The 26,481-nt window shown below is 69.8% G+C and carries 24 protein-coding genes and 1 tRNA gene; 15 read left to right on the top strand and 10 right to left on the bottom strand.

Going from position 1 to position 26,481, the window contains the following annotated elements; translation table 11 throughout:
* Window positions 1-166 precede the first annotated feature (166 nt).
* From gsiC to AC3WON_RS03440, 12 genes are all read left to right on the top strand, one after another.
* On the top strand, window positions 167-1,087 hold the full coding sequence (gene gsiC, locus AC3WON_RS03495) for a glutathione ABC transporter permease GsiC (RefSeq protein WP_010814211.1): 921 nt from the start codon (window positions 167-169) through the stop codon (window positions 1,085-1,087).
* A 7-nt stretch (window positions 1,088-1,094) separates the two neighbouring features.
* Window positions 1,095-2,009: a glutathione ABC transporter permease GsiD gene (gene gsiD, locus AC3WON_RS03490; protein ID WP_492351153.1), complete on the top strand. Its 915-nt coding sequence runs from the start codon at window positions 1,095-1,097 to the stop codon at window positions 2,007-2,009.
* 17 nt (window positions 2,010-2,026) lie between these two features.
* The gene (locus tag AC3WON_RS03485; RefSeq protein WP_492351152.1) at window positions 2,027-3,073 is read left to right on the top strand and encodes a DmpA family aminopeptidase; all 1,047 of its coding nucleotides are present in this window, start codon (window positions 2,027-2,029) and stop codon (window positions 3,071-3,073) included.
* Window positions 3,073-3,891 carry a M55 family metallopeptidase gene (locus tag AC3WON_RS03480; protein WP_492351151.1) on the top strand — a complete coding sequence of 273 codons (819 nt, stop codon included), beginning with the start codon at window positions 3,073-3,075 and terminating at the stop codon, window positions 3,889-3,891. The genes AC3WON_RS03485 and AC3WON_RS03480 overlap by 1 nt, the downstream gene beginning before the upstream one ends.
* 79 nt (window positions 3,892-3,970) lie before the next feature.
* Complete coding sequence (locus AC3WON_RS03475) at window positions 3,971-4,732, top strand: hypothetical protein (protein WP_492351150.1); 762 nt, start codon at window positions 3,971-3,973, stop codon at window positions 4,730-4,732.
* Window positions 4,733-4,795: 63 nt separating this feature from the next.
* Window positions 4,796-5,866: a M14 family metallopeptidase gene (locus AC3WON_RS03470; protein WP_492317866.1), complete on the top strand. Its 1,071-nt coding sequence runs from the start codon at window positions 4,796-4,798 to the stop codon at window positions 5,864-5,866.
* Between the two features lie 233 nt (window positions 5,867-6,099).
* Window positions 6,100-6,726, top strand: a complete 627-nt coding sequence (locus AC3WON_RS03465; RefSeq protein WP_492351149.1) for a CDP-alcohol phosphatidyltransferase family protein — start codon at window positions 6,100-6,102, stop codon at window positions 6,724-6,726.
* A 4-nt stretch (window positions 6,727-6,730) separates the two neighbouring features.
* The gene (locus tag AC3WON_RS03460) at window positions 6,731-8,500 is read left to right on the top strand and encodes a bifunctional alpha/beta hydrolase/class I SAM-dependent methyltransferase (protein ID WP_492351148.1); all 1,770 of its coding nucleotides are present in this window, start codon (window positions 6,731-6,733) and stop codon (window positions 8,498-8,500) included.
* Complete coding sequence (locus AC3WON_RS03455; protein ID WP_492351147.1) at window positions 8,497-9,882, top strand: phosphatase PAP2/dual specificity phosphatase family protein; 1,386 nt, start codon at window positions 8,497-8,499, stop codon at window positions 9,880-9,882. The genes AC3WON_RS03460 and AC3WON_RS03455 overlap by 4 nt, the downstream gene beginning before the upstream one ends.
* Window positions 9,869-10,303, top strand: a complete 435-nt coding sequence (locus AC3WON_RS03450; protein WP_492317862.1) for a hypothetical protein — start codon at window positions 9,869-9,871, stop codon at window positions 10,301-10,303. The genes AC3WON_RS03455 and AC3WON_RS03450 overlap by 14 nt, the downstream gene beginning before the upstream one ends.
* Window positions 10,304-10,309: 6 nt before the next feature.
* Window positions 10,310-10,936, top strand: a complete 627-nt coding sequence (locus AC3WON_RS03445; protein WP_316149908.1) for a lysophospholipid acyltransferase family protein — start codon at window positions 10,310-10,312, stop codon at window positions 10,934-10,936.
* Window positions 10,933-11,895 carry a phosphatidate cytidylyltransferase gene (locus AC3WON_RS03440; protein WP_010814200.1) on the top strand — a complete coding sequence of 321 codons (963 nt, stop codon included), beginning with the start codon at window positions 10,933-10,935 and terminating at the stop codon, window positions 11,893-11,895. Before AC3WON_RS03445 ends, AC3WON_RS03440 begins: the two co-directional genes overlap by 4 nt.
* Window positions 11,896-11,907: 12 nt before the next feature.
* Here the strand turns inward: AC3WON_RS03440 and AC3WON_RS03435 are convergent, their stop codons facing one another.
* From AC3WON_RS03435 to AC3WON_RS03405, 7 genes are all read right to left on the bottom strand, one after another.
* Window positions 11,908-12,807, bottom strand: coding sequence for a LysR family transcriptional regulator (locus AC3WON_RS03435; protein ID WP_492351146.1), 900 nt, complete (start codon window positions 12,805-12,807; stop codon window positions 11,908-11,910).
* A gap of 72 nt (window positions 12,808-12,879) precedes the next feature.
* Window positions 12,880-14,265 carry an amidase gene (locus AC3WON_RS03430; RefSeq protein ID WP_492351145.1) on the bottom strand — a complete coding sequence of 462 codons (1,386 nt, stop codon included), beginning with the start codon at window positions 14,263-14,265 and terminating at the stop codon, window positions 12,880-12,882.
* Between the two features lie 50 nt (window positions 14,266-14,315).
* Window positions 14,316-15,965 (bottom strand): dipeptide ABC transporter ATP-binding protein, encoded by a 1,650-nt coding sequence (locus AC3WON_RS03425; RefSeq protein WP_492351144.1) that lies wholly within the window; start codon window positions 15,963-15,965, stop codon window positions 14,316-14,318.
* A complete protein-coding gene (locus tag AC3WON_RS03420) occupies window positions 15,965-16,894 on the bottom strand; it encodes an ABC transporter permease (protein ID WP_492351143.1) in 930 nt (309 codons plus the stop codon). Before AC3WON_RS03420 ends, AC3WON_RS03425 begins: the two co-directional genes overlap by 1 nt.
* Before the next feature lie 7 nt (window positions 16,895-16,901).
* Entirely contained in the window at window positions 16,902-17,843 is a 942-nt protein-coding gene (locus AC3WON_RS03415) for an ABC transporter permease (protein WP_492351142.1), read from the bottom strand.
* A gap of 107 nt (window positions 17,844-17,950) precedes the next feature.
* Window positions 17,951-19,534: an ABC transporter substrate-binding protein gene (locus AC3WON_RS03410; RefSeq protein ID WP_492317856.1), complete on the bottom strand. Its 1,584-nt coding sequence runs from the start codon at window positions 19,532-19,534 to the stop codon at window positions 17,951-17,953.
* Between the two features lie 41 nt (window positions 19,535-19,575).
* Window positions 19,576-20,076 carry a MarR family winged helix-turn-helix transcriptional regulator gene (locus tag AC3WON_RS03405; protein WP_010814193.1) on the bottom strand — a complete coding sequence of 167 codons (501 nt, stop codon included), beginning with the start codon at window positions 20,074-20,076 and terminating at the stop codon, window positions 19,576-19,578.
* Between the two features lie 241 nt (window positions 20,077-20,317).
* On the opposite strand from AC3WON_RS03405, the gene AC3WON_RS03400 reads away from it, so the two are divergent.
* The 3 genes from AC3WON_RS03400 to AC3WON_RS03390 are packed head-to-tail and all read left to right on the top strand — an operon-like array spanning window position 20,318 to window position 23,501.
* Window positions 20,318-21,313, top strand: a complete 996-nt coding sequence (locus AC3WON_RS03400) for a Bug family tripartite tricarboxylate transporter substrate binding protein (protein ID WP_492317855.1) — start codon at window positions 20,318-20,320, stop codon at window positions 21,311-21,313.
* 11 nt (window positions 21,314-21,324) lie between these two features.
* The gene (locus tag AC3WON_RS03395; RefSeq protein ID WP_492351141.1) at window positions 21,325-22,338 is read left to right on the top strand and encodes an NADPH:quinone oxidoreductase family protein; all 1,014 of its coding nucleotides are present in this window, start codon (window positions 21,325-21,327) and stop codon (window positions 22,336-22,338) included.
* Between the two features lie 14 nt (window positions 22,339-22,352).
* Window positions 22,353-23,501 (top strand): CaiB/BaiF CoA transferase family protein, encoded by a 1,149-nt coding sequence (locus AC3WON_RS03390; RefSeq protein ID WP_492317853.1) that lies wholly within the window; start codon window positions 22,353-22,355, stop codon window positions 23,499-23,501.
* A gap of 64 nt (window positions 23,502-23,565) precedes the next feature.
* Here the strand turns inward: AC3WON_RS03390 and AC3WON_RS03385 are convergent.
* The 3 genes from AC3WON_RS03385 to AC3WON_RS03375 all read right to left on the bottom strand — a co-directional run bounded on the left by AC3WON_RS03385 (window position 23,566) and on the right by AC3WON_RS03375 (window position 26,363).
* A tRNA-Val gene (locus AC3WON_RS03385) sits at window positions 23,566-23,642 on the bottom strand.
* 96 nt (window positions 23,643-23,738) lie between these two features.
* Window positions 23,739-25,289 carry a class I adenylate-forming enzyme family protein gene (locus AC3WON_RS03380; protein WP_492351140.1) on the bottom strand — a complete coding sequence of 517 codons (1,551 nt, stop codon included), beginning with the start codon at window positions 25,287-25,289 and terminating at the stop codon, window positions 23,739-23,741.
* Between the two features lie 66 nt (window positions 25,290-25,355).
* Entirely contained in the window at window positions 25,356-26,363 is a 1,008-nt protein-coding gene (locus tag AC3WON_RS03375; RefSeq protein ID WP_492351139.1) for a tripartite tricarboxylate transporter substrate binding protein, read from the bottom strand.
* Between the last annotated feature and the right edge of the window lie 118 nt (window positions 26,364-26,481).

The raw sequence follows: 26,481 nt of genomic DNA, 5'->3' as shown, positions 1-26,481 counted from the left end.
GGGTGAGGGCGGGCGCGTGCAGGACCAATGCCAGCCGCTTTGCCTTCTCCACTCAACGAGCAGTAAGCAGTAAAGCAGTAAGCCGAGGTGGCCGCCTTGCCCGCGTCGCGGGGTCGCAGGGCGGGCGGCCTGCGGCCTCTGCTGCTGCATTTCCTTCTGGTGTGTCATGCTGAATTACTTCCTCAAACGTGTGCTGGGCGTGATCCCCACGCTGCTGATCGTGGCAGTGCTGGTGTTCCTGTTCGTCCATCTGCTGCCGGGTGATCCCGCGCGGCTGGCGGCGGGCCCGGAGGCCGATTCGGCCACGGTCGAACTGGTGCGCAAGGACCTTGGGCTGGACCGGCCCATGCACGAGCAGTTCGTCAACTTCTTCTCCAATGCGGTCCGCGGCGAGTTCGGCCATTCGCTGCGCACCAAGCGCCCGGTCAGCGAGGAGATCGGCGACCGCTTCATGCCCACGCTGCTGCTGACGGTGGCGTCGATGGCCTGGGCGGTGGTGTTCGGCATGGCGATCGGCATCGGCTCGGCCGTGTGGCGCAACCGCTGGCCGGACCGGTTCGGCATGACGCTGGCGGTGTCGGGCATTTCGTTCCCGGCTTTTGCGCTGGGCATGCTGCTGATGGAAGTGTTCTCGGTGCAGCTGGGCTGGCTGCCGTCGATCGGAGCCGACAGCTGGAAGCACTACGTGTTGCCGTCGATCACGCTGGGTGCGGCGGTGGCCGCGGTGATGGCGCGTTTTACGCGGGCCTCGTTCGTCGAGGTGCTGCAAGAAGATTTCATCCGCACCGCGCGTGCCAAGGGTGTGCGCGAGACGCTGGTGGTGGCCAAGCACGGCCTGCGCAACGCCATGATCCCGGTGGTGACCATGATGGGCCTGCAGTTCGGCTTCCTGCTGGGCGGCTCGATCGTGGTCGAGAAGGTGTTCAACTGGCCGGGCCTGGGGCGCCTGCTGGTCGATGCCGTCGAGATGCGCGACTACCCGGTGATCCAGGCCGAGGTGCTGCTGTTCTCGCTCGAATTCATTCTGATCAACCTGGTGGTGGACATGCTCTACACCGTGATCAACCCAACCATCCGCTACAAGTGAGGCCGGCATGACTGAGCTTTCCACGCCCGCCGCAGCGCAAGCGGCACCCGCCACCGCCCCCGTGCCGGAGGCCGTGCGCACGCCCTGGACCGAGTTCTGGCGCAAATTCCGCAAGCAGCACCTGGCGCTGGGCGCCGGCGCCTTCGTGCTGGTGCTGGTGGTGATTGCCATCGTGGCGCCGCATATCGTGCCGTACGACCCGGAGAACTACTTCGACTACGACGCGCTCAACGCCGGCCCGTCGGCCGCGCACTGGATGGGCGTCGATTCGCTCGGACGCGATATCTTCAGCCGCATCCTGGCGGGCGCGCGCATCTCGCTGGCGGCGGGTTTCCTGTCGGTGATCATCGGCGCGCTGATCGGCACCGTGCTGGGCCTGCTGGCGGGCTACTACGAAGGCTGGTGGGACCGCATCGTGATGCGCATTTCCGACGTGCTCTTCGCCTTCCCGGGCATCCTGCTGGCGATCGGCATCGTGGCCATCCTCGGCAACGGCATGACCAACGTGATCTTCGCCGTGGCCATCTTCAGCATCCCGGCGTTCGCGCGGCTGGTGCGCGGCAATACGCTGATGCTCAAGCGTCTGACCTATATCGAGGCGGGGCGCAGCATCGGCGCATCGGACTGGACCATCCTGATGCGGCATATCCTGCCGGGCACGGTGTCGTCGATCGTGGTGTATTTTTCGATGCGTATCGGCACCTCGATCATCACCGCGGCCAGCCTGTCGTTCCTGGGACTGGGCGCGCAGCCGCCCACGCCGGAATGGGGCGCGATGCTCAACGAAGCCCGCGCCGACATGGTGACGGCGCCGCATGTGGCGATCTTCCCGAGCCTGGCGATCTTCCTGACGGTGCTGGCCTTCAACCTGCTGGGCGACGGCCTGCGCGACGCGCTCGACCCCAAGATCGACCGCCGTTGAACCCTGAGCCGCTGAACATGACCGCATCGACAACGGGCGTGCCGCGTGTCGGCAGCCTGCCGGCAGGTCCGCTGGACAGCATTGCCGACGTGGCCGGCGTGACCGTCGGCCATGGCACGCTGGCGGATGGCGCCGTGCAGACCGGCGTCACCGTGATCCGTCCGCATGGCGGCGATCCGTACCGCGACAAGGTGCCCGCCGCGGCCACCGTGCTCAACGGCTTTGGCAAGAGCATCGGGCTGGTGCAGGTGGCCGAACTGGGCGTGCTGGAAACGCCGCTGGCGCTGACCAATACCTTTTCGGTCGGCGCGGTCGCGCAGGCGCAGATCCGTGCGGCGGTGGCGGCCAATCCGGAGATCGGCCGCGCGCTGCCGACCGTCAATGCGCTGGTGTTCGAGTGCAATGACGGCTACCTGAACGATATCCAGCGCATGGCGGTGGAGGGCAGCCACTATGAGGCGGCCCTGGCCGGTGCCGGCCAGGAGGTTGCGCAGGGCGCGGTCGGCGCCGGACGCGGCATGTCGGCATTCGGCGTCAAGGGTGGTATCGGCACCGCTTCACGCCTGGCCGGTGGCTATCGCGTGGGCGCGCTGGTGCTGGCCAATTTCGGCACGCCGGAATCGTTGACCGTTGCCGGCCGCCTGGTCGGTCCGGAACTGGTCCAGCGCCTGGCGCAGCCCGACACAGCGGCGCAACCGGAAAAGGGATCGATCATCATGATCCTCGCCACCGACGCCCCGCTGGACGCGCGCCAGTTGCGCCGGCTGTCGCTGCGCGCCGGCGCCGGGCTGGCGCGTACCGGCTCGGTGTTCGGGCATGGCTCGGGCGATATCGCAGTCGCGTTCTCGAGCGCGTATACCGTGCCGCACGACACCGCCCGGCCGATGCCGGCCGTCGCCATGCTGCATGAAACCCATCTCGACCCGCTGTTCCGCGCCGCGGCCGACAGCGTCGAGCAAGCCATCCTGCATGCCCTGTGGCATGCCGCACCGGTGCAGGGCCGCGACGGCCACGGCCGGCGCGCACTGCTGGACGTGATGCCCGAACTGGGCCAAACCGCCTGATGAAGATCCTTGTTTCCACCGATATCGAAGGCGTGGCTGGCGTCTTCCACGCCGAACAGACCCGCCCCGGCAACGGCGAATACGAACGCGCCCGCGCCTGGATGACCGGCGAAGCCAATGCCGCGGTCGAAGGCGCCTTTGCCGGCGGCGCGACTGAAGTACTGGTCAACGATTCGCACGGCGGCTTCCGCAACCTGCTGCCGGACCAGCTCGATCCGCGCGCGCGGGTGGTGCTGGGCAAGCCGCGCTACCTTGGCATGATGGCCGGCGTCGAGGCCGGAGTCGACGGCGTGCTGATGATCGGCTACCACGGCCGCGCCCAGAGCCGCGGCGTGCTGGCGCACACCATCAACAGCGGCGCCTTCGCGCGGGTCTGGCTCAACGGCAAGGAACTGGGCGAGGCGGGCCTGTACGCCGCGCTGGCCGGCGAGTTCGGCGCGCCGGTGCTGATGGCCAGCGGCGACGATGTCTTCGTGCAGGAAACCCATGCGATGATGCCGTGGGTGCGCTATGTCGAGACCAAGTCAGCGGACGGCTTCGGCAGCGGCACCTCGCTGTCGCCGGCGGCGGCGCGCGAGGCCATTGCCGCAGCGGCTGCAACCGCGGTGCGCGAACGCGCGCAGGCGCAATGCCTGCGCATCGCCGCGCCGGTGACTTGCACCCTGCAGACCCTGACGCCCGCGCACGCGGACCTGTTCTGCCAGTGGCCGGCGCTGGAGCGCCGCGACGGCGTGACGCTGTCCTTCCAGGCCGATTCGGTCCAGGCGGCGGTGCGCATGCTGAACTGCCTGTCGGCGATGTCGTTCATGCTGAAGTAGGGCCGGGCAGATTCGCCGGGGCGAGCGCGCAGATCGGCGACAATGGCGGGTCTAGCAATTCAGGCATGAGCCGCAACGCATGACCCAGGCACACGACGGGGGCTGGATCCCCGTGCGCAAGGACTTCGTCGACCCCGCCACGCGCTGCCATGCGCGGGGCGCGAGCCGCCGCCACCATGGCTTTCCGGCCGGGCAGGCTTATATCCTGCGCGACGCCGCAGGGCATGAATATCCCTTTGGCGATGACTGCGCGCGTGCCGCGGTGCCGCATCCGGGCCTGCTGCTGCAGGTGCCGGACTACACCGAGCGCGATGTGGTGCCGCGCACGGCCTTGCCCGAGGCGGCGCCCCCGGCCCGCCGGCGCGATCCCGCCCAGGCACAGGCCGCCGAGCGCGCCGCCGCGATCCGCTACCTGGTGCTGCGCATGGAGAAGGTGGCCGCGGTGCCGCGCGTGCAGCCGACAGTGCGCTTCCCGGCGCTTGAGGGCGTCTACGAGCAGTACCAGCGCACCGGCGACATCGGCATGGCGCAGGTGCGCCGCATCCTCGCGATCGAACGCAGCCCGTCCACCCCGCCGCGGCTGCGCGCCACCAACCTGCTCGACGTCTATACCGCGCATATCAAGCTGGAATGCCTGATCGCGGGGTCCAACAGCGTCGACAACATCCGCTTCCTGCGCAGCCTGCACGACTGGCTGGCCCGTCACCTGGTGCTGACCGCCGGCCAGCTGGCCGCGGCCGGGATCGAGATGCATCCGCAGGCGTTCACTTCGCCTGGTATCTGGGGGCCGGGGACGGAGCCCGCGCCGGCGCCCGGGTATGCGTCCGGGTCGCTGTTCTAGCAGCGGGTGGCAAGACCTGCGGATTTGGCGTCTAATGCCTGCATCGCATCCGCCGGTCACGCCATGAGCCATTTTTCTCGCAGCTACGCCGAAGCCCGCCAGAAGTTCCTTGACGCCGCGCGCACGGCCGGGGCCGCGCTGGCCCAGTTCCCGCACCCCACCAAGCGCGGCAGTGCCGGCGAGGACCTCGCGATCGACGTGGCGCTGGCCGGCCCGGCCGAGGCCCGCCGCTGCCTGATGGTGACCTCGGGCACGCACGGCGCCGAAGGCTTTGCCGGCTCCGGCGCGCAGGTGACGATGCTGCACGACGCCGCGCTGCTTGCCGATTGCGCCGCCGCCGACACCAGCCTGCTGCTGGTGCATGCGATCAATCCCTACGGTTTTTCCCACCTGCGCCGGGTCAACGAGGACAACGTCGACCTGAACCGCAATTTCATGGACTTCACCCAGCCGCTGCCGTACAACGAGGCCTATGCCGAGATCGCGCCGCTGCTGGTGCCGGCGCAATGGCCGCCGTCCGACACCGACCAGGCGCAACTGATGAAGGCCGTGGCCGAGCGCGGCATGCCGTGGTACCAGGCCGCGGTCAGCCGCGGCCAGTACCAGGACCCGGGCGGCATGTTCTACGGCGGCGACAAGGCTGCCTGGAGCAACTACACGCTGTGCCGCATCCTGGCGCGCTTCGGCGCCGGGCGCGAGGCGCTGCGCTGGATCGACGTCCATACCGGGCTGGGCCCCTGGGGCTATGGCGAGCCCATCCACATGGGCCCGGACACGCCGGAATCGCTCACGCGCACGCGCGCGATCTGGGGCGCGCGCGTGACCTCGATCTACGATGGCTCGTCGACCTCGGCCAACCTCACCGGCCTGGCCTGGCACGCGGTGCTGCAGACCCTGCCCACCATGGACTATGCCGGCATCGCGCTTGAGTTCGGCACGCTGCCGGTGGGCGAGGTGCTGGACGCGCTGCGCGGCGACCACTGGCTGCACCAGCACCCGGAAGCCGACGAAAACCAGCGCGCGCTGGTCCGCCAGGCGATGTGGCGTGCCTTCTATGGCGATACCGACGACTGGCGCGAGGGCGTGGTGGCGCAGGTGACCGACGCAGTGCGGGACACCATTGCCTCGGCCTAGCCGGTTCTGGCCGCAAGCGCCTTCTGGTAATGTCTCGACGTTGGCGGTAGAGTGCTGAGCCAGGCACTGCCGCCATGCCTTGGCCGGCACGAGCAGCAGCCGCGCCGCGGTCAGAAAACTACCAGAAACAAGACGGAAGAGGTCGGGGCAGGCCCGGCGCATGACCCTGCGCGTCGCCGCGGCCTGGCGCACGGCGTCGCTTCCGGCATCAGCTCGGCAGGGAGGCCGGTGCGATGACCCTCTATGAACTGAAGCCCAGGTTCCAGGCCCGGTTGCGCCCCATGGTGCAAGACCTGGCGCAGCGCGGCGTGACTGCCAACCAGGTGACGCTGGCCGCCGCGGCCGGCTCCCTCGCGGTGGGGGTGCTGGCCACGCTGGGCATGCTGGTGGCCGAGACCCCGGCGCTGTTCCTGCTGTTTCCCCTATGGTTGTTCCTGCGCATGGCGCTCAACGCCGTCGACGGCATGCTGGCGCGCGAGCACGGCCAGCAGAGCGTGCTGGGTGCCTACCTGAACGAGCTTGGCGACATTGCCTCGGACCTGGCGCTGATCCTGCCGCTGGCCGCGCTGCCGGGCTTCAGCCTGGGCCAGGTCGGCACCTTCGCGCTACTGGCGGTGATCGTCGAGGCCGCCGGGTTGATCGGCCCGCTGGCCGGGGCCAGCCGGCGCTACGACGGCCCGCTGGGCAAGAGCGACCGCGCCTTCGCGGTCGGCGCGATCGCGCTGTGGGCCGGTGTTGGCCTGGGCTTTGGCGCGGCCGCCAGCTGGCTGTGGCTGGTGCTGTCGCTGCTGTCGCTGTTCACGATTGCCAACCGGGTGCGCCGCGGTGTCGCCGAGGCCCAGTCCCGCACAGCGGAGTAGCGAGATGGACCGACCGTCGACGCGCCAGCCGCAAGAGCGGCAATTCGAGACCCACGACCGCCAGACGCTGTTCTATCGGCACTGGCCGGCGGTGGAGGGCCCGGCGCGCGGCGCCGTGGTGCTGTTCCATCGCGGCCATGAGCATTCCGGCCGGGTCGCCCACCTGGCCGACGAACTGAACCTGCCCGGCTACGAGATCTTTGCCTGGGATGCGCGCGGCCACGGCCGTTCGCCCGGCGAGCGCGGCTACAGCCCCAGCCTGGCGGACTCGGTGCGCGATATCCAGACCTTCACCACCCATATCGCCGAGGTCCACGGCATCCCGCTGGAACGCACCGCGGTGATCGCGCAGAGCGTGGGCGCGGTGCTGGCCGCCACCTGGGTGCACGACTACGCGCCGCCGATCCGCGCGCTGGTGCTGGCCTCGCCCGCGTTCAAGGTCAAGCTCTACGTGCCCTTTGCGCGGCCGGGGCTGAAGCTGATGCAGCGCCTGCGCGGCAAGTTCTTCGTCAACAGCTACGTCAAGGCCAAGTTCCTCACGCACGATCCCGAGCGCATCGCCAGCTACGACAGCGATCCGCTGATCACGCGCCCGATCGCGGTCAATATCCTGCTGGACCTGTACGACACGGCGGAGCGCATCGTCGCCGATGCCGCGGCGATCACGGTGCCGACGCAGCTGCTGATCTCCGGCGCCGACTGGGTCGTGCATCGCGGGCCGCAGGACCGCTTCTATGAGCGCCTGGGTTCGCGCACCAAGGAGCGCATCGTGCTGGACGGCTTCTATCACGACACGCTCGGTGAGCGCGACCGCAAGCTGGCGGTCGATGCCGCGCGCCGCTTTATCCTGCGCGAGTTCGACACGCCGTCGGCGCCGCGCTCGCTGCTCGATGCCGACCAGATCGGCCCGTTCCGCGAGGAATCCGACCGCCTGGCGTCGGCGCCTGTCGGGCTGGCCGCCTGGTACTGGCGCGCGGCGCGGGCCAACCTGAAGCTGGGCGGAATACTGTCGGACGGGGTGCGGCTGGGCCATGAGACCGGCTTCGACTCGGGCTCGACGCTCGACTATGTTTACCGCAACGCCCCCTCGGGCCGCGGCAAGCTGGGCCGGCTGGCCGATCAGCAGTACCTGGACGCGATCGGCTGGCGCGGCATCCGCCAGCGCAAGGTCCACGCCGAGGCCCTGATCGCCGAGGCCGTGCGGCGGCTGCGCGCGGCCGGCATGCCGGTGCGGATCGTCGACATCGCCGCCGGGCACGGGCGCTATGTGCTTGAGGCGCTGGGCGCGCTGGATGGCGGCGCCGCGGCGGTCGAGTCGATCCTGTTGCGCGACTACAGCCCGCTGAACGTCGAGCAGGGCCGCGCCCTGATCGCCGCCAAGGATCTCGCGGACGTGGCCCGCTTCGAGCAGGGCGATGCCTTCGACGGCGACAGCCTGGCGGCGCTGGCACCGGCGCCGACACTGGCGGTGGTTTCCGGCCTGTACGAACTGTTCCCCGACAACGCAATGGTGCGGCGCTCGCTCGAGGGCCTGGCGCGCGCGGTGCCGCCCGGCGGCTACCTGGTCTACACCGGCCAGCCCTGGCATTCGCAGCTGGAATTCATCGCGCGCGCGCTCACCAGCCACCGCGCCGGCGCCGCCTGGGTGATGCGCCGCCGCTCGCAGGCCGAGATGGACGAACTGGTGCGGGCCGCTGGCTTTGACAAGGTGACCCAGCGCATCGACCCGTGGGGCATCTTCACCGTCAGCCTGGCGCGCAGGCACGGCGCATGAGCACGGTGCCGACGGAGGTTGACGCCGGGGCGCATTCGCAGCTGCCTGCAGGCAACCGGCCCTGGGGGCTGGCCTGCCTGCTGCTGGCGCTGGCCGGCGCGTTCTTTTTCTCCAGCTACGGCTTTGCCAACTGGCTGGCGAGCCAGCGCGCCAACGTGCCGGCGATCTATTTCGAATGGGAGCAGGGGATCCCGTTCCTGCCGTGGACCATCGTGCCGTACTGGTCGATCGACCTGCTGTACGGCATCTCCTTCTTCCTGTGGCGCACGCGCGCGGCGCTGCTCACGCACGTCAGGCGGTTGGTGCTGGCGCAGCTGGTGTCGGTGGCGTGCTTTATCGCCTTCCCGCTGCGCTTCAGCTTTGCCCGGCCCGAAGCCGACGGCCTGCCGGGCCAGCTGTTCACGCTGCTGGGCGGTTTCGACCTGCCGTTCAACCAGGCGCCGTCGCTGCATATCAGCCTGCTGGTGATCCTGTGGGTCGCCTTTGCGGCGCACCTGCGCGGCGGCTGGCGCTGGCTGCTGCACGGCTGGTTTGCGCTGATCGGGGTCTCGGTGCTGACCACCTGGCAGCACCACCTGATCGATGTGCCCACCGGCGCGCTGGTGGGCTGGCTGTGCGTTTACCTGTTCCCGATGCAACGGCCCGCTGCCGGTGCGCCGGACGCGCGCACGCGCCAGCTGTCGCGCCGCTACACCGTGGGCGCGCTGGTGGGGTTGCTGTGCGCGGTGCTGGCGGTGGGTGCGTCGGTGACGCTGGCGTTGCTGCTGCTGTGGGCCGCGCTGGCGCTGGCCTGCGTCGCCCGGATCTACGCGCTGGCCGCGCCGGCGTGGTTCCAGAAGGGCGGCGACGGGTCGATGGCGCCGGCCGCGCGCTGGGTGCTGGCGCCTTACCTGCTGGGCGCCTTCCTCAATTCGCGCTGGTGGACGCTGCGCGCGCCGCAGCCCAGTGCCATCGCGGACGGCATCTGGGTTGGCCGCTTCCCGACCCGCGCCGGACTGCGCGCGATCGGGGCGGACGCAGTCCTCGACCTGACCGCCGAACTGACGCGCGCAGCCACCGACCCGGCGCTTGCGTATCGTTGCGTGCCGGTGCTGGACCTGACCGTGCCGACGCCGGAACAGTTGGACCAGGCCGTGGCTCAACTCGACGCCTGGCAGCGGCAGGGCCGCCGCGTGCTGGTCAGCTGCGCGCTCGGCTATTCGCGCAGCACGCTGGTTGCCGCCGCATGGCTGGCGCGCCGGCAGGGACTGCGCGACGCCGGCGCTGCGCTGGCGTTGCTGCGCGAGCATCGCCCGGCGGTGGTGCTCGGGCGCGAACATGCGCAGGCGCTGCAACGCTGGCTGGACCGTCCCGCCATGCCGGAGCCCGATGATGGACGCTGAGTTCACGCAAGGCACTGATGCCTGGATCGCACACGCCGTCACCGGCGCGCTGTCGGGCGCCGTGTGGATCGGCGCGGCCGGGCTGGCTTTCGGCGTGGCCACGGCATGGCTGGGGGTGGCCACGCCGGTCCCGCGCGTGCTGGCGGCCGCTTCGCTGCTGCTGGCGCTGCCCCAGCTCTGGCTGCTGCTGCGCGTTGCCATCGACCGCCGCTTGTTCGATGCGCTCGCGGCCGGGCGGCAGGACCAGCCCGACCTGGCCGGATTGGACGCCGCGCTGCTCGAACTGGGCTGGATGCCGGCGCAACGCGCCGGCCGTCCGCTGCCGGACCGCGCCCGCGGCGCGCTGCGGCTGGTGCGCGCCAGCGCCGCGCTGACTGTGTGCCAGCTGGCGCTGGCCTTGCTGACCGTGATCCTGAGGTAACCAACCATGTGGCTTGCCCGCGCGACCGCGCGCGCCATCATCGTCTTCGCCCGGCTGCTGACCGGCATGCGCGCCAACTGGCAGGGCTGCATCCCCGCCGCGGTGCAGCGCGTCTACTTTGCCAACCACAGCAGCCACGGCGATTTCGTGCTGATCTGGGGCTGCCTGCCGCCCGACCTGCGCACCGTCACGCGCCCGGTGGCCGGTGCCGACTACTGGGAGCGCTCGCCGCTGCGGCGCTTTATCGGCCGCGACGTATTCCACGCGCTGCTGATCGACCGCACCCGCAGCGAACCGGGCAGCGACCCGGTGGCGCTGATGCACGGCGCGCTGGCATCCGGCGACTCGCTGATCCTGTTTCCCGAAGGCACGCGCAATACCACCGACGCGCGCCTGCTGCCGTTCAAGAGCGGCATCTACCACCTGGCGCGGGCCTGCCCCGGGGTGGAGTTCGTGCCGGTGTGGATCGACAACCTCAACCGCGTGATGCCCAAGGGCGAAGTCGTGCCGGTGCCGCTGCTGTGCACCGTCACCTTTGGCCAGCCGGTGCTGCTGGCCGCCGAGGACAGCAAGGAAGCCTTCCTTGCGCGCTGCCGCGACGGCCTGCTCGCGCTTGCCCCGGAGCTGGAATGACCGCCATGCCCACTTTGCACTGGAGCCCCGAGACCTGGCTGCTGTTCGGTGGCCTGTTCGGCGTGCTGCTGCTGGCCTCCACCGTGACCGCGCTGCTGCGCTGGCGGGTGGCGGGCGGCGGCCAGCACGCGGTGATCGACAACCTGGCGCAGCGTGTCTGGGCCTGGTGGTGGATGATCGGCATCATGGGCGTGGCCTTTGCACTGGGCCGCACCGCGGTGATCGTGCTGTTCTACCTGCTCTCGTTCTTCGCGCTGCGCGAGTTCGTCACCATCATCACCACGCGGCGCGGTGACCATCACGCCATCGTCGCCGCCTTTTTCGTGTTCCTGCCGCTGCAGTACGTGCTGGTCTATATCGGCTGGTACGGCATGTTCTCGATCCTGATCCCGGTCTATGCCTTCCTGATCCTGCCGATCTTGGCGGCGCTGTCGTCCGAGACCACGCGCTTCCTGGAGCGCTGCGCCGGAGTGCAGTGGGCGGTGATGGTGTGCGTGTTCTGCATCTCGCACGTGCCGGCGCTGCTGACGCTGCCGATCCCGGGCTTCGAAGGCCGCAACCTGCTGCTGATCGCCTTCCTGGTGATCGTGGTGCAGGGCAGCGACGTGCTGCAGTATGTGTGGGGCAAGCTGTGCGGCAAGCGCAAGATCGCGCCGCTGCTGTCGCCGTCCAAGACCGTCGAGGGCTTTGTCGGCGGCGTGGCCAGTGCCACCGCGCTGGGCGCGGCGCTGTGGTGGATCACGCCGTTCTCGCCGTGGCAGGCCGGCGCGATTGCGCTGGTGATTGCGCTGATGGGCTTCCTGGGCGGGCTGGTGATGTCGGCGATCAAGCGCGACCGCGGCATCAAGGACTGGGGCCATATGATCCAGGGCCACGGCGGCATGCTGGACCGGCTGGACTCAGTGGTGTTCGCCGCGCCGGTGTTCTTCCATATCACCCGCTACTGGTGGGTGCCCTGAGCACCCCGGCCCTCACAGCTCCATCTCTTCGCACCACGCCACCACCGCATCGCGGAAGTCCTGGCAGATCGGCGACAGGTAGCCATCGGCGCGCCACAGCACGGCCAGCTCATGCTGCCACGACATGCCCGGCGCCTCGATCGCGGCCAGCCCCTGGCCCTCGGCCTGGTGCAGCATGCGCGGCGGCATGATGCCGAGCAGGTCCGAGTGCCGCAGCAGCTCGCCGAAGGCCACCGGCGACGCCGTGCTTTCCACCGCCACGCGCGGCGGCGGCAGCCCGACCGAGGTAAACCGTTCCTCCAGCCACTGGCGCAGGTAGAGCGAACTGGCCGGCACTACCCAGCGCTCGCCGCTCAGGTCGGCCAGCGTGCGGAAGCCCTCGCGGCGCGGATGGCCGGTGCGGGACACGATCTGCATGGTCAGCGGACCGAGCGGCAGCCAGGCAATGTCCGGCGGCAGGCTGGTCGGGCGCGCGCCCAGGATCAGGTCGGCCTCGCCATTCTGCAGCATCGCCATCAGGCGCGCGCTCAGGTGGGTCTCGATCGAGAACGTGGCCAGCGGCCGGCTCAGGAAGAAGCGGGCCAGCAGCGGCGACAGCAGCGACGGCAGCAGGTAGGGGATGGCGCCCAGGCGCACCGTGCCCGCGCGCGCCGCGCGCTGCTCGGTCAGTTCGTTGCGCATGTCGCCCGCGGCCAGCGCGATCCTGCGCGCATGGGCGGCCAGGGTGCGGCCCACGCTGGTCGGCACCAGCCCGCGCGGGGTGCGCTCGAACAAGGGCATGCCGGCTTCGCCCTCCAGCCGCGCCAGCGTCTTGGACAGGCCGGACTGGGTCATGCCGAGGGTGTCGGCGGCGCGGTGCAGGTTGCCTTGCTCGATGACAACCAGGAAGGCTTCAAGATCCTCGAATCGCATGGGGCGTGATGGCGCTGGGGTCGGTGCGGGCCATTGTAGCGCCGCACCTCCCCCGCGCCGGTCACGCAGGGCTTACTGCGGCTCAGGCCATTGCCGCTGGGGTTCCGAGGCGCGCTCGAACCAGTGCGCCAGCTGCAGCACGCCCAGGTCGTCAAAGCGCCGGCCGGAGATCTGCAGCCCGATGGGCAGGCCGTCGCGCGACATGCCGCAGGGGACCGATGCCGCGGGCTGTTCGGAGTGGTTGAACACCGCTGTGAAGTGAGAGTCCTTGAGCGGCAAGTCGCCGCCGCTGTTGATGGCATCGGCGGCGAAGGGCAGCACCGGTGACACCGGCGAGATCACGAAGTCATAGGGCTGGGTCGCGGCCACGGTGGCCTCGCGCAGTTGCTGCATGCGCGTGAAGGCCTGGAAGGTCTGCTCCGGCGTGAGCGTGCCGGCAAACTCGGCGGCCTTGCGGATGTAGCCTGCCGCCAGGCTGGCGCGCTCCGGCGGCATCCCGGCCAGGTCGACCCGGCAGCGCATGGTGAAGAAGTGCGTCATGCCGATGCGCATGTCCATGGTGGTCCAGTCGCGCACGGGTTCGACCACGGCACCGCCTTGCTCGAACAGGCGCGCAGCCGCCAGCACCGCCGCGCGGACTTCGGCATCGACCTGCCAGTCGCCGGTCGGGTCCAGCCACAGGCCGATGCGCAGCCCGCGGATATCGCGCTCAAGCTGCTGCCAGGCGATGTCCTGCGGCGGCAGGCTCATGTAGTCGCGGGCATCGGGGCGCGAGATGGCCTGCATCGCCAGCGCGGCGTCGGCCACGGTGCGCGTCAGCGGGCCGACCACGCGCGCGGCGGCTGGCGGGTGTACCGGCACGCGGCCATGGCTGGGCTTCAGGCCGAATACGCCGCAGAAGCTGGCGGGAATACGCACCGAGCCGCCGATATCCGTGCCCAGGTGGATCGGGCCGTAGCCCGCCGCGGCCGCGGCGCCGGCGCCGGAACTGGAGCCGCCGGTGTTGCGGTCGAGCTTCCACGGGTTGCGCGTGAGCGGATGGAAGCTGGACGGCGCCGCGCCCAGGAAGCCGAAATCCGGCATGGTGGTCTTGCCGACCACGATCGCGCCGGCCTCGAGCAGGCGCGCCGCGGCCGGCGCATCGGCCGGCGCCGGCGCCAGCACGGTGGCGGCGCTACCGAGCGGCACCGGCGTGCCGCGCGTGGCGATGTTCTCCTTCAGCGTCACCGGCACGCCGTCGAGCGGGCCGTTCGGGGTGCCTGCCAGCCAGCGCGCCTCGGCGCTGCGCGCGGCGGCCAGCGCTTGCTCGGCATGCACCACGTACATCGCACGGATGCCGGGCTCCCAGTGTTCGATGCGGTCCAGCACCGACTGCATGACTTCGACCGGGGAGAGTTCGCGCTGGCGGTAGTTGCTGAGCAGGTCGGCGGCGCTGAGTGCGTAGAGCGGAGTTTTCATGGTTTTGTCCAAGAGGGTTGGCTGGCGCTTGGGAATCTGCATGGCCGGCGTTACTGCACACCGAACGGGTAATGGCGTCCCGGCGCGGCGGCCAGTAGCGCGCGGGTGTAGTCCTGGCGCGGTGACAGCACGACGTCGCGCGTGGCGCCTTGCTCGACCACGCGGCCCTTGTGCATGACGATCAGGCGGTCGCACACCTGGCTGGCCACGCGCAGGTCGTGGGTGATGAAGAGGATGCCGATGGCAAGCCGCTGCTGGATATCGGCCAGCAGCTTCAGGATCTGCGCCTGCACCGAGACGTCCAGTGCCGACACCGCTTCATCGGCGATCAGCACGCGCGGCTCGCACGCCAGCGCGCGGGCGATGCAGATGCGCTGGCGCTGGCCGCCGGAGAACTCGCTGGGGTAGCGGTGCAGCGCGTCGGGCCGCAGCCGCACCAGTTCCATCAGCGACTCGGCGCGTTGCCACGCCTGCGCAGGCGTCGCGCCGAAATTGACCGCGCCTTCGACGATGGACTGGCCCACCGTGCGGCGCGGATTGAGCGAGCGGTTGGGGTCCTGGAACACCACCTGCACCATGCGCCGGAACGCGGACAGCTGCGCGCGGCGCGGCAGTTGCTGCGCCGCTTCGGGCAGCACCTGGATATTGCCCGCGGACGGTTCGATCAGCCGCGCGATGCAGCGCGCCACCGTGGACTTGCCCGAGCCGGACTCGCCCACGATGCCGACGGTCTCGCCCGCCCGTACCTGCAATGACACATCGGTGGCCGCCTCGACCACGCGGCGCCGGCCCGGCCAGGCTCCTGAGACATAGGTCTTGCCGATGCCGCTGGCGTCGAGCAGCAACGGCCGCCGCGCCACCGACGGACGCTGCGCGGGCTCCAGTCCCGGCACGGCATTGAGCAGCATGCGGGTGTAGTCCGCATCGGGCTGGCGCAAGACCCGGTCTTTCGGCCCGCTTTCCACCTGGCGGCCAAGCTCCAGCACCACCACCCGGTCGGCAATGTCGGCGACCACGCCGAAGTCGTGCGTGATGAACAGCACCGCGGTCTGGTTCTCGTGCTGCAGTTCGCGCACCAGTGCCAGGATCTCGGCCTGCGTGGTCACGTCCAGCGCGGTGGTGGGCTCATCGCACACCAGCAGGGCCGGGCGCAGGATCAGCGCCATGGCGATGACGATGCGCTGGCGCTGCCCGCCGGACAGCTGGTGCGGATAGGCGTCGTAGATCCGCTCGGGATCCGGCAGCCGCACGCGCGCAAAGATCGACAGCACGCGCTCGCGCCGCTGCGCGGCGCCCAGGCTGGTGTGCTGCGCCAGCATTTCCTCGACCTGCCGGCCGCAGCGCATGACCGGGTTCAGCGCGGTCATGGGTTCCTGGAACACCATGGCCACGCCGGTGCCGCGCAGTTCGCGCCGGCGTGCTGGGGAGGCTGCCAGCAGGTCTTCGCCGGACAGGGCGATGCCGCCACCCGAGACCTTCAGGCCTTCGGGCAGCAAGCCCATCACCGCGCGCGCGACCACGGACTTGCCTGAGCCCGATTCGCCCAACAGGCAGACCACTTCGCCGGGCATGACGTCGAAGGACACCCCCTGGACCGCATGCGGCCGGTCGGCGCCGGGCGGCAGGTCGATGCGCAGGTCGCGCACGCGCAGGCAGGGCGTGGCCGAGTCCGCGGCCGCGGTCGTGTTCATTGGCATCATCAGGCGCTCCGCTTGCTGAACCTGGGGTCGAGAGTGTCGCGCAGGCCGTCGCCGAGCATGTTGACGGCCAGCACCGTTACCGCCAGGAAGGCGCCGGGCAGCAGTACGCTGTGCGGATGCGAGGTGAAGTGGGCGCGCCCCTCGGCCATGATGTTTCCCCAGGTGGGGATGTCGGTGGGCAGGCCGATGCCGAGGAAGGACATCACCGCTTCCACCAGCATTGCGCCGGCGCAGATGAAGGTGCCCTGCACCAGCAGCGGCGCGATGGTGTTCGGCAGGATGTGGCGCAGCATCAGTTTCCAGGTCGGCGTATCGAGCGCAATGGCGGCCTCGACATAAGGCTCTTCACGCACCGACAGCACCACCGACCTGACCAGGCGCGCCACGCGCGGCGTGTCGGGCACGGTCATGGCCACGATCACCGTCAGCAGGCTGGGCCGCCAGGCGGCCACCAGCACGATGGCGAAGAGAATGCCGGGAATGGCCATCATGCCGTCCATCACGCGCATGATGAAGCCGTCCAGCCAGCGCACATAGCCCGATACCAGCCCGACCACCAGCCCCAGCAGCACCGAGGCCAGCGCCACCGACACCCCGACCGCCAGCGAGACCCGCGCGCCGTACAGCGTGCGGCTCCAGATGTCGCGGCCCAGGCTGTCGGTGCCCAGCGGGAACAGGCGTTCGAAGGCATCGCCGGCCAGGGTTACGATCTCGGCGCGCGTGAAGGGGGGCAACTGGCCGCTGGCGGGGTCCATGGTGTTGGGATCGATGGTGTAGAGCCAGGGCGCGGCCACGGCAAGGAACAGCATCAGGCCGAGGATGGCGCCGCCGGCGCGCACGGCACCGTTGGCCAGCACCGGGCGCAGCCGAGAGGGACGGGCGCCGGTGCCGGGCGGGGCGGATTCGATGGCAGTGGTGAGTGAGGTCATGGGGCTCTCAGTAGCGAATGCGGGGATCGAGCAGCAGATAGCTCGCGTCCACCAGCAGGTTGATGACCACGTACGAGACCGAGAAGAACAGCGTGATGCCCTGGATCAGCGGGTAGTCGCGCGAGAGCACGGCATCCACCGTGAGCTGGCCGACACCGGGAATGGCGTAGATGCTCTCGGTCACGACCACGCCGCCGATCAGGCCGGCCAGGCTCAGCCCGATCACGGTGGCGATCGGCACCGCGGCATTGGCCAGCGCATGGCGCGTCAGCATGCGCCACTCTGGAATGCCCTTGGCGCGCGCGGTCTGCACGAAGTCCTCGGTCAGCGCTTCGGACACGGCGGCGCGGGTGGTGCGCGCCACCAGCGCGCACGACATCACCGACAGCGTGACGCAGGGCAGGGCCAGGTTGCGCAGCCATGGCCAGATGCCGTCGGCCAGGCGGCTGTAGCCCTGCGACGGCAGCCAGCCCAGGTGCAGCGAGAACACCCAGATCATCAGGTAGCCGGCCACGAAGATCGGCACCGAGAAGCCCAGCACGGAGCCGCCCATCACCAGGCGGTCGAGCCAGCGGCCGCGCCGGTAGGCCGCCAGCGTGCCCAGCGGCACCGCCGTCAGCACGGTCAGCACGATGGTCAGCGCCGCCACCGAGAGCGTGGGCTCCAGCCGCTGCGCGATCAGCGTGGTCACGGGCATCTTGTAGAAGAAGGAGTAGCCCAGGTCGCCGCCCAGCACGTGGCCGAGCCAGCCGATGAACTGGCGCGGCAGCGCTTGATCCAGCCCGAGCTGGGTGCGGATGCGGGCGATGTCTTCCACGCTGGCAGCGTCGCCGGCAATGGCCGCGGCCGGGTCGCCGGGCGTGAGCCGCAGCAGCGTGAAGACGATGACAGCCACCACCGCCAGCACTGGCACGGTGGCCAGGCTGCGGCGGAGCAGGAAATTCATCATGGCACTACCTCGTTGGGGGAAAGGGAGGTCAGCAGGCTGGCGGCACGGCAGCCGGGACCGCGGGTGGCGATCCCGCGCGAGGGCGGGACCGCGGGCGCCGTAGCGGGCTATTGCTTGCGCACGTTCCAGTACAGCACCGCCGGTGCCGGCAGCAGGCCGCTGATCGCGCCGCTGCGCACCACGGTGGGCGCCTTGCCTTCGCCGACGGGCGCCAGGATGCCGTTTTCGATGGCGCGCAGCTGGATCCTGGTGGCGATGTCCTTGCGCTGCGCGGCGTCCGCGGTTTCGATGAAGCGGGTCTTGAGGGTTTCCAGCTCGGCGTCTTCCGGCCAGCCGAAGTAGCCGCGGTCGCCGTTGCCGGTCAGCGGGCTGTAGGTGATGGGGCTGCTGGCGTCGACGCCGCCCCAGAAGGTGATATAGGCATTCCAGCCGCCTTTCTCGGGCGGTTCCTTCCTGGTGCGGCGCGTGATCAGGGTGCTCCAGTCGGTAGCCTGCACGTCGACATTGAAGCCCACCTGCTTGAGCAGCTGGCCGTAGACCACCGGCAGGCGGCTCAGCGCGGGGGCATCGCCCGGCAGCATGATTACCACTGGCTTGCCGTCATAGCCGGACTCCTTGAGCAGCTTGCGCGCCTGTTCGAACTGCGGCTTGCCGGTGAAGAAGCCGGTCTGGTCGCTGGCATAGGGCGAGCCGCACAGGTAGATCGAGGCGCACGGCTTGTAGAAGTCGCGGTAGGTGGCCTGCGCGCGCAGCATCGCTTCCTGGTTGATCGCCAGCATCGCCGCCTTGCGCACCCTGGCGTCATTGAACGGCGGCACCTTGTGGTTGTAGATCACGGTGAAGGGGCCGGCGGGCATGATGTCGAACATCTGCACCCGCTTGTCGGTGCGCAGTTGCGGATAGTGCGATGCCGGCACGACCTCGAGGATATCCACCTCGCCGTTGAGCAGCGCGTTCACCTGGGTCTGGGTATCGCGCAGGAACACCCATTCGACGCGGTCGACGTGCACGGCCTTGCCGCCGGCCAGGCCGGACGGCGCATCCTTGCGCGGCACATAGTCGGGATTGCGGCGGTAGACCACGCGGTCGCCGGGCCGGAAGTCCTCCTTCTTCAGTGTGAAGGGGCCGGAGCCGGTCAGGTCGTCGATCTGCTTGTCGGCAGGCGTTTCAGCAACGCGCCTGGGCATGATGAACGGCACCAGCGGGCTGGGCTTGCCCAGCGCATCCAGCACTGCGCCGAAGGGCTGGCGGAAGGTCATGCGCACCGTGGCCGGGCCTTCGGCGGTGATGCCGGCCATGGCTTCATACATGCGCTGGCCCAGCACGTCACGCTTGCCCCAGCGCGCCAGCGAGGCGATTACGTCCTGCGCGGTGACCGGGGTGCCGTCATGGAACTTGAGCCCTGGCCGCAGCGTGAAGGTCCAGGTCTTGTTGTCGGCGCTGGTGGTGGTCTTGTCCACCATCTGCGGCCGGATCACGCCCTTCTCGTCCATGCCGAACAGGGTGTCGTAGATCATGAGGCCATGGTTGCGCGTGATGTTCGCGGTGGTCCAGACCGGGTCCAGGATCTTCAGGTCGGACGACGGCACGGTGCGCAGCACGGTCTCGGCGATTGCACTGCCGGCGGACATGCATGCCAGGGCGCACAACGCGACGGCACCGGCACGGCGAAGCGGGATTGCAGACGTCATGGTCATCATCTCTCGGGCAGGGTGGGTGGCAAAGGTGCCGGTCAGGGCGTGGTGGTGCCGCGCTCGCGCAGCTTCTGGAGATACCGCTCGAAGGACTCGCGCGAGGCCGCCTCGGCTTCGATCAGCTTGACCAGCGTGGCGCGCAGCGCGTCGATCTCGGCCGGCGTCAGGCAGTGCAGGAAGCCCGCTTCCAGCTCGATGCCGAGCGGCTCGGCGCGCCGCACCAGGTCGACGCCGGCCTCGCTCAGGAACAGGCACACCTGGCGCGCGTCTTCCGTGCTGATCTCGCGCTGCACCAGGTCGCGCTTGACCAGCGCCCCAACCAGCTTGGACGCCAGCGTCTTCTCGATCGCCGACTGCTGCACCAGCTGGCCCATGGTGATGCCAGGCGCCGATCCGATCATCCGCAGCAGGCGGATGTCCCGCAGCGAGACCCCGAACTTCTCTTCGTACACGCGCGAGCCGCGTTCGCGCGTGCGCTCGGCGGCCATGTCGAGCAGGATGTTGATGTAGTCGGACTTGAGCCGGAGGGCGCGTGGCATGGATAGATGAAAAATTCGATAGTTGAAAATTTCAACAAATAATAGTGACCGGGGCGGGGGCTGGGCCATGAGGGATTTCCCGGGGTAGGGCAATGCGGCGCTGCGCCATGCCTGGCAGGACTTGACCCGCGCCGCGCGGGAATCACGCCGGGCGGGGTGCTGGCCTAGACTGCGTTGGCATCCCTCGCGCGCCGCACTCCCGCGGGCACCACAGAAGGGAGCCAGGACAGGAGACACACCGATGCAACACCGTTCCGCACGGCTGCGCGCAGCCGTGGCAGCCATGCTGCTGGCGGCCATCCCGGCGGCAGTCTGCGCCGCCGATCCCGCCTCTGCCGAACCCTACCCGTCGCGCCCGCTGACCATCGTGGTGCCGTCCGTGGCGGGCAATGTGAACGATGCCGTGGCGCGGCTGATCGGGCAGGAGCTGACCAGGAGCTGGGGCCAGCCAGTCATCGTCGACAACAAGCCGGGCGCCGGCACTACTACGGGCACCAAGTACGTCGCCCGCGCGGCAAAGGACGGTTACACCGCACTGCTCACCTTCACCGCGCACGTGCAGAATCCGTCGTTGTATCGGGGTATCGGCTATGACCCGATCGCGGACTTCACGCCGGTCAGCGAGGTGGCGATCTCGTCCACCATCCTGGCGGTGTCGCCGGACTTCCCGGCGCGCACGCTGCCGGAGGTGGTGGCGCTGCTCAAGGCCAATCCCGGCAAGTATCCATACGGATCGTATGGCGCGGGAACGACCGGCCATATCCTGGGTGAGTTGCTCAAGCGCGAGGCCGGGCTGCAGATGGAGCACGTCGCCTACAAGGGCGGCGCGCCGCTGGCCACCGACCTGGCGGCCGGCCATGTGAAGCTGGGCTTTATTGCCGTGGGCACGGCCATGCCGCTGCTGCAGGGCGGCAAGCTGGTGCCGGTGGCGATCGCCGGCGCGGAGCGTTCGGCGCTGCTGCCCAAGGTGCCGACCTTCCGGGAGACCGGCTACAAGGGCTTCGAGCCCGATGCGTGGATGGGCCTGCTGTTCCCCGCCGGCGTGCCCAAGGCACGGGTCGATGCCTTGTCGCGCGAGGTCGCGCGCATCGTGCGCCTGCCGGAGATCGCGAAGAAGATGCAGGACCTGAACCTGGTGCCGGTCGGCAGCACGCCGGAAGCCTTCGCCACGGTGATGAAGAACGACCGCGACAAATGGAGCCGGATCATCAGCGATGTCGGCATCACGCTCGAATGACAGGAGTCCCGATGCAAGAGACCGATTACCTTGGGCTGGTCTGCTCCCGCTGGTGCCACTGGAGCGAGCTGGAACTGCAACGCCTCCCGCGCCAGCCGCTGGCGCCGGGCCAGGTGCGCATCCGCGTGCGCCATGCCGGGGTGGGCTTTGCGCTGAGCCTGTTTGTGTCCGGCAAGTACCAGCGCAAGCCGCCGCTGCCGTTCACGCCCGGCACCGAGGCCGCGGGCGAGATCATCGAGGTGGCGCCTGATGTCACCCGCCTGCACCCGGGCCAGCGCGTGGCCGCGGCGCTGGACTGGGGCGGCTTCGCCGAGGAGGCGGTGGCCACTGCGGACACGGTCTATCCGGTGCCTGACGGGCTGGAACTGGCCCAGGCGGCGGCGCTGCCCGTCACCTTTGGCACGGTCTGGGCGGCGCTGGCGTGGCGCGCCGCGCTGCAGCCGGGCGAGACCATGCTGGTCCATGGCGCCAGCGGCGCGCTGGGCACGGCCGCGGTGCAGGTGGGCCGGCTGATGGGCGCGCGCGTGATCGCCACTGCCAGCACCGAGGCCAAGCGCGAGGCGGCGCTGCGCAACGGCGCCGCGCATGCGCTGCCGTCCGACGCGGCCACGCTGGCGGCAGCGGTCAAGGCGTTGTGCCCCGCGGGCGGGGCCGACGTGGTGTTCGATCCGGTCGGCGGCGATCTCTTCGACGCCTCGCTGCGCTGCGCGGCGCCGGGCGCGCGGCTGCTGTCGATCGGCTATGCCAGCGGGCGCATCCCGGAGGTGCCGGCCAACCTGCTGCTGGTGAAGAACCTGACCCTGATCGGCTTCAACTACGGCTACTACATCGGCTGGGGCCTGACCGACGAGCGCCGGCGCTTTGCGCAGCCGGTGCAGGCGATGGTGGCCGAGATCATGCAGGCGGCAGCCAGCGGCAAGCTGGCGCCGCCCGTGCTGCAGCACTTCCCGCTGGGCGACTGGCTCAACGCCGTCGACACCACGATGTCGCGTCGCGCCATCGGCAAGGTCATGCTGGATATCTGAACGGAGAGCACGACATGCACCATGCACAAGCGGCAACGGAGGATGCCATGTTCGAGGGCCTGACCGTGCTCGACCTGAGCCAGGGCATCGCCGGCCCGTATTGCGGCCTGATCCTGCGCCAGCAGGGCGCGCGCGTGATCAAGGTGGAGCCGCCGGGCGGCGACTGGTCGCGGCAGATGGGGCGCATCCGCGCCGGCCAGACCGCGATCGCGGTCGCCTGCAACGCGGGCAAGGAGAGCGTGCTGCTGGACGCGCGCAGCGACAGCGGCCGGGCCGCCATCGCCAGGCTGGCGCAGCAGGCCGACGTGGTGATCCAGAACTTCCGCCCCGGCGTGGCCGAGCGCATGGGCGTTGGCTACGAGGCGCTGGCCGCGCGCAACCCGGCGCTGGTCTATGTCTCGATCTCGGGCTACGGCCATGCCGGCCCGATGGCGAACATGCCGGCGGTGGACACCACCATGCAGGCCTTCAGCGGCCTGATGCACCTGAACCGCGACAGCGCCGGCCAGCCGCGCCGCATCGCCTTTTACATGGTCGACCTGAGCACCGGGCTCTATGCGGCCCAGCATGCGTCGGCAGCGCTGTACAAGGCCGCGCGCAACGGCCGCGGCCGGCACGTGCGGCTGTCGCTGCTGGAGACCAGTGCCGCGCTGCAGTCCTACCTGATGGTGGATGACGCGATGTTCCCCGATGCGGAGCTGGCCGTGGCCAATGCGCCCACCGGGCTGTTCGATGCGGCCGATGGCCGGCTGTACCTGAGCATGCTCAACGACGCCATGTTCGTGCGGCTGGCAACGCTGCTGGGTTTCGACGACTGGCTGGCCGATATCACGCTGCACACCAGCGCCGGCCGTCTGCCGCGCGCGGCGGAGCTGGGGCGGCGCGTGGCGCAGGCCATTGCCGCACAGCCGCTGGCGCACTGGGAGGCGCTGCTGACCGAGCACGATGTGCTGTTCGCGCGCGTGGGCCATGCACGGGACCTGCTGCAGAGCGCGCAATGCGCGCAGGCAGGCGTGTTCGGCCGGCTGCGGCTGGCAGGGATCGGCGAAGTGCCGTGGGCCAACCTGCCAGGCATGGCAGGATCGGAACGGCCGGCAGGGAATGCGCCGGCGCTGGGTCAGCATACCGAAGCGGTGCTGGCGGAGTTCGGCATCGGCACCTGAAAGCGGCGCCGGAAAAGAAAAACGGACGGTGCGCAATGCGTACCGTCCGTGTTCCGTTGTGCGTTGGTAGGCTCGATTGGACTCGAACCAACGACCCCCACCATGTCAAGGTGGTGCTCTAACCAGCTGAGCTACGAGCCTAGCGAAGGCGCGAATTATAGAGACGCCTTTTCGATTGCGCAAGCACCCCCGCGAACTTTTTGCGTGGATGCCTGCGCTTGTGCCGTGCGCGGCGCGTCAGGCGCCGGTGATGCGGTCGCGCAGTTCGCGCTTGAGCACCTTGCCGATGGCGCTGCGCGGCAGGCTCTCCACCTCATGGATCGCGGCCAGCCGCTGGGTCTTGCCCAGGTGCTGGTTGGCCCAGGCCAGCACGTCCTGTGCCGTGGCGCCGCTGCCGGCGCGCAGCACGACGAAGGCCACCGGGGTCTCGCCCCAGCGCTCCGACGGCACGCCCACCACCGACACGTCGGCCACCGCCGGGTGTTCGCGCACCACCGCCTCGAGATCGCTCGGGTAGATGTTGAAGCCGCCCGAGATGATCATGTCCTTCTTGCGGTCCATCAGCACCAGGAAGCCGTCTTCGTCAAAGCGGCCGATGTCGCCGGTGCGGATAAAGCGCTGGCCCTGCGCGTCGTGCCACTCGGTCTCGGCGGTTTTTTCCGGCTGGTTGTGGTAGCCGTTCATCATCGCCGCCGAGCGGCCCACCACTTCCCCGGTGCTGCCGGGCGGCAGCTCGCGGCCCTCGTCGTCGATGATGCGCACGTCGGCACCGGTGGCGGGGCGCCCCACGGTATGCAGCTTGTCGGGGAACTGGTCGGCGAACAGCAGGCAGCCGCCGCCGCCTTCGGTCATGCCGTACAGCTCGGTCAGCGCGCCCGGCCAGCGCCGCAGCACTTCGGCCTTCAGGGCGGGGCTGAACGGCGCGCTGGTGCAGAACTTCTGCTGGAAGGACGACAGGTCATGGCGGTCGAACTCCGGATGCGCCAGCAGCCGCTGGTACTGCACCGGCACCAGCATGGTGTGCGTGGCGCGGTGCTGCTGCGCCAGCGCCAGGTACTGGCCCGCATCGAACTTGGCCATCAGGATCGCCGTGCCGCCCAGGCCGATGGTCGGGAAGAAGCTGGCCAGCGTGGTGTTGGAGTACAGCGGCGTCGACAGCAGCGTGATGGCATGCGTGCCGTAGCCGGTGGCGGCGCCGCGCGACACATGGGCCCAGCGCATGCCGTGCGACTGCACGATGCCCTTGGGGGTGCCGGTGGTGCCCGAGGAATAGATGATGTTGAGCGGCATCTCCGGGCGGATCACGGGCTCGGTCACCGGTGTGCCGGCGGGTGCCAGCCAGGCCTGGTACGGCTGGCCTGCGTCGCTGCCGTCCAGCGTGACGATGGGCGTGGCGGCCAGCTGGTCGCGCACCGGTTGCAGCACGTCGGCCACGCTGGCGTCCGTGAACAGGATGCGCGCGCCCGCGTCGGCAACCATGCCGGCCAGGCTGTCCGGCGTGGATGACGGTGCCAGCGGCGCCACCACTACGCCGGCGCGCACCGCGCCCAGGTACACCGCGGCGTATTCGATCGAGGACGACGCGCAGATGGCGATGGCCTCGCCGGGGCGCACGCCGTCGCGGGCCAGCGCCGCGGCAATGCGGTCCATGGCGGCATCGAGGCCGGCATAGTCGAGCACGCGCTCGCCATGCATCAGGGCGCGCTGCGTGGGGCGCTGCGTGGCGTGCTCGCGCACGAGCACGGACATGGTGGTAAAGGGGCGTTGGAGCGGGGTCGGTTGGATCATGTTCGGCAAGGGAATGCGGACGCCGGCCTGGCGGCGCCCGATGAGCAATGATGGAGCGAAGCAGGCTTACTGGATCTGTGCGCCGGAGTCCTTCACCACCTTGCTCCAGCGGTTGATCTCGGCGTCGATATGGGTGCGCAGCGCGGCGGGCGTCGAGCCCACCGGCTCATAGCCGTTGGCGGCCAGCGTCGCCTTCAGTTCGGGCTGGCGCAGCACCGTGGCAATCTCGGTGCTGAGCCGGTCGATCACGGGCTGCGGCGTGCCGGCCGGTGCCAGCATCGCGTACCAGCCGGTGATGCTGATGCCCGGCACGCCGGCCTCGGCCAGCGTCGGCACCTCGGGCGCGACCGCGGCGCGCTGGCTGCCGGTCACGGCCAGTGCGCGCAGCTTGCCGCTCTTCACATGCGGCAGGGTGGTGGAGATGCTGTCGAAGGTCAGCTGGACCTCGCCCGACAGCATTGCCGTCACCACCTGAGCGCTGCCTTTGTACGGAACGTGGGTCATCTTGATACCCGCGACCGAATCGAACAGTTCGCCCGCCAGGTGGCCGGTATTGCCGTTGCCGGCCGAGGCGAAGGTCAGCTTGCCGGGCGCGGCCTTGGCCTCGGCGATCAGCTCTTTCACGTTGGTGGCCTGCAGCGAGGGGCTCCCGGCCAGGATCATCGGCAGGTTGGCCACCAGCGAGACCGGCGCGAAGTCCTTGCGCGTGTCATAGGGCAGCTTCGGGTACAGGCTGGCATTGATGGCATGGGCGGCCAGCACCATGATCAGGGTGTAGCCGTCGGGCTTGGCCCGGGCCAGCGCCTGGCTGGCGATGGTGCCGCCGGCGCCGGGCCGGTAGTCCAGCACCACGGGCTGGCCCAGGCGCTCCTGCAGCCTGGCCGCGACCGGGCGGGCCAGCAGGTCGGCGCTCCCGCCCGGCGGGTAGGGGATCAGCAGCTGGATCGGGCGCGATGGCCAGGTCTCGGCGCTGGCGCCGGACGGCAAGGCGGTTGCGGCCGCGGTGGCCAGCATGCCGGCCAGCCATGCGCGGCGGCCCCAGGCGCGGCGGCGGGATGCGATCAGGGATGCCATCAGCTTGTCTCCTCGTTATGCCGGCCGCGGGCGCAGCCGTTGTCCCTTGTCGCCAGGTCGGGCTGGGATGTTGGTGTCACAAACGGTAAAGGCGTAAGCGCGCCAGCGGAATTCTTAA

The organism is Cupriavidus sp. FW305-46, assembly GCF_058787075.1.
The sequence above is the reverse complement of the archived record's forward strand: the minus strand, read 5'-3'. Positions and strand labels throughout refer to the sequence as shown.